Consider the following 6586-nt stretch of genomic DNA (forward strand, 5'->3'; position numbering starts at 1 on the left):
GGGCACAGCAGCATCGATCCTCGATGCCGATAACAATGGTATCGTCGGTACGACACAGAAATCCGCGGCCCTGGCCTCGCTGGCGACACTCAACGAAAATGATGAGACCCGCATGATTGCGGCTGAGACGATCCGTCAGATTGAAGCTGATGAACGGGAATATGCACAGGAACGCTTCGAGCATGATGAAGCACAGTTCGGCATGTTCTATGAGTATGACCCGTACCATCCGTCAGACAACGACCGGGAACAGGCGCCGAAATTAGAGAACTTCGGCTTCCTTTCGACGCAGGATACCGGCGATGAGTGATAAAAAAACTGCCGCACCCTATGAGGTACGGCAGTTGCTGTATGTGGTCAATTTTCAAAGTGCAGATGGCCCTTGAACGGGTCGTATGTCGGTTTGGCACCGGCAGAATGTTTCTGTATATCCGTGATGGCTTTGTATTCGTTCAAGCCGTCATGCCACTGCTGATCCTGTTCCTTGACTTCTTTCTTGATGTTCTCCAGGCGTGGTGCCAGGGACGCTTCCTTATCAGCATAGCCCTGCATTTCCTGGAGTTTGGCATTGACCTGGTCGATGATGTCCTGATGGCGCTTTTCTGTATCCGCGATGTCAGCTTCTACGGCTTTGACGTCGTCCTGATTGGCCGTCAGGTCATCGTTGTCCCGTATCTTCAAGTCTTTGGTCTGTACAGCTTTCGCCTGTTCCATCAGTTTGATGACTTCAGCATGGTCTTTGTCGAATTTGTCTTTTTCACCACAGCCTGATAGCAGGAGGGTACATAGGGTTAGGGTGAGGATGAGGCAGAATTTGATGGGTTTGTTCATGATATATACCTTCTTCCGATAACTTATAACTTACAAAGGCTTGTTCAGACATTCTTTGATGAGATGCCGCACAACCAGGCTTGGTTTCATGTCATGTTCGCTACAATAGCGCTTGAAGAAATCATACGTTTCATCGTCCAGGTAGGTCACGATTTTCTTGCGGTTCTGCTTGGATACGGGAATACGGGTCTTCTTTTCCGCCTGCTTGGTATGCGATTTTTGGCTCGTCCGTTCCGGATCCCCTTCCGCAAAAAAGTCCTGGATCTTCTTTTTCGGCAATTCTTCGATGAAAGGCATCATCATACCCCCTTCCCTAACGCGCTTCGGATCTCATCACACAGCGCCACCATTTCATCAGCACTGTGCATATAGGCGCGGGCCAGCTTCGCTGTCCGGGCTCCCTCATGAAGTTCTACGACCGACTGCCCTGTTTCGTAAGCAGTCTTGAAGCTGATGCGCTGCCCGATGACGGACTGGCACAATGTGAAATGGTCCGGTTTCCCTTTTACGTATGCCTGCATTTCGGCAATGCGCTTCTGGCTCCGCTTGTCGGCATTGTTGATGAGGACATGCGTGAGCAGATGGATGCCGGCAATGTCTTCGGCTTCCTGAAGGATTTCCTCGAACATCTGGAGGCCGTAGATTTCCGTTCCTGACGGCGCGCATGGCGTCAAAAGGTAATCGCCAAAGAACAAGGCTTTCCGGTTGAGCGGTGAATCGAAACCGCCGACGTCGATGACCAGATCCGTTTTCGGGTCCCCTTTGAACAAGTTCAGGAATTCATCGAGTTTGGCTTCCGGGACCGGCCGCTGGCCATCGAATCGGCACTGGCTTTCAGCGATGCTGTAACAGTCGAGAGGTTCCAGCCCGGCATGGGCCCGTTTGTAATTGAAAATGATAGAGCTGTGCTGCTTGTCAAGGTCCAGCAGGCTCGTCTTCAGTTCGACGGCCAGGTTCGTCGCAATGGTGCTCTTGCCAGTGCCGCCTTTCTGATGTGCTACGGTGATGATCATATGTGTCACTCCTCTTCAGAATCACGCAGTTTGTTATCTTTCAAATCCAGGTATAACGAAATCCACTCTTTGACGAAGTGGACTTCCTGGTCATCCATTTCATCGGTGGCTGCCGTAATGAATTCGACATCGCGGCGGCGCTGGGCCCGGGACGTTTCCCTCTGCTTCTCCGCTGTCGAAGAATCGGCGCCTTCCATGATCCATTTAATGGGGAATCCCAGGTCGGATAAGGACTGTACGACTTCCAGTTTCGGCTTGCGCCGCCCCGTTTCGATGCTGGACAGGTACGCCTGGCTGATGCCAAGCAGATTAGCAAAATCACACTGGTTCATCCCTTTCGACTTCCGGACGATACGGAACCGGGTGCCAATGCTTTCTTTTTTCTCTTCCATAGTGAAGTCTCCTTTTATCAGACATTGATTATTTTATTTAGAATATCTACAATATTATTTTATCACATATAAAATAAAAAAGGAAGTGTTATTTCATATGACAACGCTTTATATTGCAGAAAAACCAGATATCGGCAAAGCCATCGCTACATACTTATGGCCCGATGGCAGTGCCAAACGGGAAAAGAACTATATCGCAAAAGGCGATACTATCGTAGCCTGGGCTGCCGGGCATATCCTGCGCCAGGCCATGCCCGAAGAATACGACCCGGAATATAAGAACTGGAGCTACTACGAGATATTCCCGAAAGACTGGAAGCTCCTGCCCTCCGCCGATAAGAAGGACCTCCTGACGGGCCTGGGAAAGCTCCTCAAGAAAGCCGACGTCGTCATCCATGCCGGCGACCCGGACCGAGAAGGCCAGCTGCTCATCGACGAAATATTGAAATATTACAATTATCACGGAGAAGTTAAACGTCTCCTCATCAATGCCAAAGATGACATCAGCATGAAACGGGCCTTCGATTCCATCGAGGACAACGAGAAATACCAGCCGTTGTATGAAGCCGGACTTGCCCGCGAACGGGCCGACTGGCTCGTCGGCATCAACCTCAGCCGGGCCTATACGAAAAATGCCCGTAAACACGGCTATGACGCGACATTGAGGGTAGGCCGGGTACTTATCCCTACGCTAGCCCTCGTCGTCCGCCGTGAGGCCGAAATCAAGAATTTCCACAGCAAGGTTTTCTACGAACTCGTCGGCACATTCTTGAAAGATAACATTCCCTTCAAGGCCAAACTCGTTCCGGACGATACGCTGGCCGTCGATGAGGAAGGCCGTATCCTTCAGCCAGAAATATTGGAAGCCATCAAGGAAAAAGTCAGGACTGCCAAAGCCGTCATCAGTGACATCGACAGCAAGAAGGGCAGCCGTCAGCCGCCGCTTCCCTATTCCCTCGATACCCTGCAGGTCCTGGCCAACAAGAAATACGACTACTCGCCCAAGATGGTGCTGGATACGGTACAGGCCCTCTACGAAAAGAAATACGTGTCCTATCCGCGCAGCGACTGCAACTATATCCCCGCATCCCAGAAGGAGGATGCCAGCCGCATCATCCCCATGCTGCAGAACTTCGGTCTGCCGGCAGCCGTCATGGCCGACCTGTCTTTGACGTCCAAGGCCTGGAATGACAGTAAGGTCACAGCCCATCACGCCATCATCCCGACCGGTGTAGAACCGCAGGACCTGAGCGATGAAGAAAGCAGTATCTACGAACTGATTGCCACGAGATACTGCCTGCAGTTCTATAAGCCCTGGAGTTTCGAGAAAGTATCCTTCCTGATACAGGCTGCCGGGACTACCTTCAAGGGCAGCGGCACGATCACCAGGGAAAAAGGCTTCAAAGCGGTCAGCGACGACACAGATGACAAGAAAGAGCACGACAATGTCGTCCTGCCAGCTCTAAAGAAAGGTGATGAAGTCGACGTCCGGCAGTATGAAATCCTGAAGAAAAAGACGAAACCGCCCCAGCGCTTTACCGAAGGAACTCTCTTGTCCGCTATGACCAATATCTGGAAATTCGTCGCCCCGGATAACCCGAACCGGGATAAGCTGAAGGAAATCAGCGGTATCGGGACCCCGGCAACGCGGGACCGCATCATTTCCGGTCTGCTGATGACGAAGAATAAAGGCCACGCCGTCGAACCGTATATCCGCAAGAAAGGCAAGGAACTCGTGCCAACGGATACCGGCAGGAACCTCATCGCCATCATAGACCCTTCCCTGACCCATCCGGATACGACAGCCGTCATGGAACTGTCCCTTGCCGAAATCGCCAAGGGAAAAGGCAGCTGGCAGACCTATATTGATTCTGTCATCACTATGGTCGAAGAAAATGTGCACAGGGCTGAGAACTTCAAATATCCGGCTCCGCCGGCAGACAAAGACGCCGTCCCCTGCCCTATCTGCCAGGAAGGCCATCTCGTCCGCCATCATAGCAAAGCCAAGGATTTCGATTTCTGGATCTGCTCGAATGAAGACTGCAAGTCCCCGGTAACAGGTAAGAAAGTCTATTACAGCGACCACGACGGCAAGCCCGTCGTCGCCTTCTGCCCTCATGACGCAGGCGTCCCGCTGGCCCGCTGGAAAGGGAAATTCGGTTACTTCTGGAAATGCCCGAAGTGCAACGCTACCTTCAATGAAAAGGACGGCCAGCCTGATTTCACGCCAAAAAAGAAAAAAAAGCCCGGCAAAATCCAAAAACGGTAGTGCTTATTAATCCCTAATAGGGCTTATTCATTCCTAATAAGACTGAACAGGGCTTAATAGGGCTTAATAAGTCTTATTGGGAACGGATAGTCCCGATGCTTCATCAGAAAGGAGCGATGGATATGTATGATGATGACGATGATAAGAAAATCGATCAGGACGACGCAGCCGAACCGGTCATCCCGGATGAAGCCGTCCAGCCGGAAAAAGGGGAAGATACGCCAGACGACCAGGAAGAAGAAATGCAGCAGCCTGAGTCCCCCGACTCCGATGAATCCAGCGGGACCAGCCAGGAAGAGGCAAGGGAAGACTCGCAGGAAGAAGAAAATGCTGCCGATGGAACCAGCTCTCCGGATACCTTGGAACATCTCGACGCCTTACTGACACAGTTCAATGAGTCCCTGATCCGGTTCAACGAAGCATTAGACCGGTTCGGTGAATTATCTGAAAAAATCACAGCAGACCTGCCTCAGATTGTCGATGCATCGGCCAAACTGGAGCAGCACCTGCAGGCCGTCGAAGACGCTGTCCAGGAAGAAAAGCAGCTCCGGTCCGATATCCGGCAGTGTACGCACTGGCTGGAGAACACGAACAAACATTATACCGAAATCATGACCGCCATGCCGAATCAAATCTATACCCTCTATTTGGGCCAGGCCAAGAAATATGAGGTGAAATTCCAGAAGACTTTCCGTAGCCTCGATGAGATGATCAAATCGGAAATGGAAGCCGTCCAGCCGCCACCGAAAATCAGTTACCCGGCCATGGCTGTCATCGCCGTCATACAGGCGTTCTTCATCATCTATATGCTTCGATGAAAGGGGGGAACGGAATTGGAAACAGAAGACATGAAACGGCAGCTGCGCAATAAGCAGGATATGTCCTATATCCGGGATAACATGCCGGACATCTGGCATATGATCGTATCGACCCGCTGCTGCCCCATCCATCTGGGACTGCAGAAATACTGCTCCCTGGCCATCCCCAACGAAGAAGGCCAGACCTGTGAAGACTGCTGGAACCAGGCCATCCAGATTGATAACCCGGTGCTGATCGTCAAGGGTATGTATTACTGCCCTGAGTGCCATAAGCCCCTGACCGTCGTCAAAATCGAGAACGGCCAGCAGCAGTGGCGGTGCGATGCCTGCCATAAGACCTATGTCGTCCCGACGGCCACTGCAGAAACACCTTGATTATTATGGCTTTTTGCCGTCGTTTTACCCCTGCCGGAATCCGGCAGGGGCTTTTTTCATTTGCGGATAATGATTTTCTGCCCCGGCGTCAAGGCGCCGTTTTGGATGTGGTTGTCCGATTCAATGGCATAGACGACGGAACGGACATCTGTACGGTTGTCGCTGTGCCTGCCAGCGATGTCCCATACCGTATCGCCTTCCTGTACTTCATACATCATGGTCTGGGCAGGCGGTTCGGCCATGCGCTTCTGGATTTCATCGGCAATGTTGTAATGGCTGGTTACGACAACAGCCATTACGGCGAATAAAAAGATACCTGTCTTCATGGTGTCAGCCCCTTCCTACATCGTGCGGATGATACCGCCGCCAACAGCTTTGATGCCGATATGGCCGAATTCAGATAAATCCGGAGCTGTCGCATTACAGACATATACGACAGGGAATCCGTCTTTAAGGTCCATCCGGTCAGCTTCCCATTCGTCGCTGTACCGGGAAACATACAGCATGTCATAACATTCCCCGAATTCAAAGCTTTCATGGGTCATATGGTAGACATAAATATCCCATTCCTTTTCAATCTGCGCCACCATCTGTTTTTCTTCATCATTGAGCCAGAACAGCGCACCTATCAGGTGTTTGCCGAACAGGGAGACGATACGTGTGCGGTCGCTCCGGTTGAGCCGCCCTTCTTCAATGAATTCCTGTACCGCATTGGGATGCAGGTTCAGCATCTTAATGCGCCGTTCAGCTTCTTTCTTCATGGCTTCTCTCGTAATCTGTTCATTCATAATGAGGACTCCTTTCTCTAATCCTGTTCTCTGAAGGTCCTGCCTTCGGCATCTCCCCTTGAACCACCATAGGGCTTGACGTCAAGTGAGGAGTCCCTGA

General features: G+C 51.5%; 10 protein-coding genes. 4 read left to right on the forward strand and 6 right to left on the reverse strand.

Features of this window, described 5'->3' with window-relative positions; all coding sequences use genetic code 11:
* Positions 1 to 310, forward strand: a 310-nt coding sequence (locus NM10_RS14080; RefSeq protein ID WP_020311910.1) for a hypothetical protein, incomplete at its 5' end; no start/stop codon positions are given.
* Positions 311 to 357: 47 nt separating this feature from the next.
* Here NM10_RS14080 and NM10_RS12545 read toward each other — a convergent pair.
* The 4 genes from NM10_RS12545 to NM10_RS12560 are packed head-to-tail and all read right to left on the reverse strand — an operon-like array spanning position 358 to position 2236.
* Positions 358 to 831 carry a hypothetical protein gene (locus NM10_RS12545; RefSeq protein WP_020311911.1) on the reverse strand — a complete coding sequence of 158 codons (474 nt, stop codon included), beginning with the start codon at positions 829 to 831 and terminating at the stop codon, positions 358 to 360.
* A 30-nt stretch (positions 832 to 861) separates the two neighbouring features.
* Complete coding sequence (locus NM10_RS12550) at positions 862 to 1128, reverse strand: hypothetical protein (RefSeq protein WP_239639746.1); 267 nt, start codon at positions 1126 to 1128, stop codon at positions 862 to 864.
* Positions 1129 to 1130: 2 nt separating this feature from the next.
* Positions 1131 to 1844 (reverse strand): ParA family protein, encoded by a 714-nt coding sequence (locus tag NM10_RS12555; protein ID WP_020311913.1) that lies wholly within the window; start codon positions 1842 to 1844, stop codon positions 1131 to 1133.
* Between the two features lie 5 nt (positions 1845 to 1849).
* Positions 1850 to 2236 carry a helix-turn-helix domain-containing protein gene (locus NM10_RS12560; protein WP_020311914.1) on the reverse strand — a complete coding sequence of 129 codons (387 nt, stop codon included), beginning with the start codon at positions 2234 to 2236 and terminating at the stop codon, positions 1850 to 1852.
* A 97-nt stretch (positions 2237 to 2333) separates the two neighbouring features.
* Between NM10_RS12560 and NM10_RS12565 the strand changes: the two genes are divergently transcribed.
* From NM10_RS12565 to NM10_RS12575, 3 genes are all read left to right on the forward strand, one after another.
* Positions 2334 to 4505, forward strand: coding sequence for a DNA topoisomerase 3 (locus NM10_RS12565; protein ID WP_020311915.1), 2172 nt, complete (start codon positions 2334 to 2336; stop codon positions 4503 to 4505).
* A 122-nt stretch (positions 4506 to 4627) separates the two neighbouring features.
* On the forward strand, positions 4628 to 5323 hold the full coding sequence (locus tag NM10_RS12570) for a hypothetical protein (protein WP_020311916.1): 696 nt from the start codon (positions 4628 to 4630) through the stop codon (positions 5321 to 5323).
* Positions 5324 to 5338: 15 nt separating this feature from the next.
* Complete coding sequence (locus NM10_RS12575) at positions 5339 to 5698, forward strand: hypothetical protein (RefSeq protein ID WP_020311917.1); 360 nt, start codon at positions 5339 to 5341, stop codon at positions 5696 to 5698.
* A 56-nt stretch (positions 5699 to 5754) separates the two neighbouring features.
* Here NM10_RS12575 and NM10_RS12580 read toward each other — a convergent pair whose 3' ends face one another.
* Together NM10_RS12580 and NM10_RS12585 are read right to left on the reverse strand one after the other, a co-directional pair.
* The gene (locus tag NM10_RS12580) at positions 5755 to 6024 is read right to left on the reverse strand and encodes a LysM peptidoglycan-binding domain-containing protein (protein ID WP_020311918.1); all 270 of its coding nucleotides are present in this window, start codon (positions 6022 to 6024) and stop codon (positions 5755 to 5757) included.
* Positions 6025 to 6039: 15 nt separating this feature from the next.
* Entirely contained in the window at positions 6040 to 6486 is a 447-nt protein-coding gene (locus tag NM10_RS12585) for a hypothetical protein (RefSeq protein WP_020311919.1), read from the reverse strand.
* Positions 6487 to 6586: the final 100 nt, after the last annotated feature.

Origin of the sequence: Megasphaera sp. NM10, assembly GCF_000417505.1 — a bacterium.
In the GTDB taxonomy this organism is placed as follows: domain Bacteria; phylum Bacillota; class Negativicutes; order Veillonellales; family Megasphaeraceae; genus Megasphaera; species Megasphaera intestinihominis.

What these genes read in the sequence shown, in the direction of transcription:
- NM10_RS12555 (WP_020311913.1), bottom strand. Translation starts at nt 1,844, where the DNA reads ATGATCATCACCGTAGCACATCAGAAAGGCGGCACTGGCAAGAGCACC.
- NM10_RS12580 (WP_020311918.1), bottom strand. Translation starts at nt 6,024, where the DNA reads ATGAAGACAGGTATCTTTTTATTCGCCGTAATGGCTGTTGTCGTAACC.
- NM10_RS12565 (WP_020311915.1), top strand. Translation starts at nt 2,334, where the DNA reads ATGACAACGCTTTATATTGCAGAAAAACCAGATATCGGCAAAGCCATC.
- NM10_RS12550 (WP_239639746.1), bottom strand. Translation starts at nt 1,128, where the DNA reads ATGCCTTTCATCGAAGAATTGCCGAAAAAGAAGATCCAGGACTTTTTT.
- NM10_RS12545 (WP_020311911.1), bottom strand. Translation starts at nt 831, where the DNA reads ATGAACAAACCCATCAAATTCTGCCTCATCCTCACCCTAACCCTATGT.
- NM10_RS12585 (WP_020311919.1), bottom strand. Translation starts at nt 6,486, where the DNA reads ATGAATGAACAGATTACGAGAGAAGCCATGAAGAAAGAAGCTGAACGG.
- NM10_RS12560 (WP_020311914.1), bottom strand. Translation starts at nt 2,236, where the DNA reads ATGGAAGAGAAAAAAGAAAGCATTGGCACCCGGTTCCGTATCGTCCGG.
- NM10_RS12570 (WP_020311916.1), top strand. Translation starts at nt 4,628, where the DNA reads ATGTATGATGATGACGATGATAAGAAAATCGATCAGGACGACGCAGCC.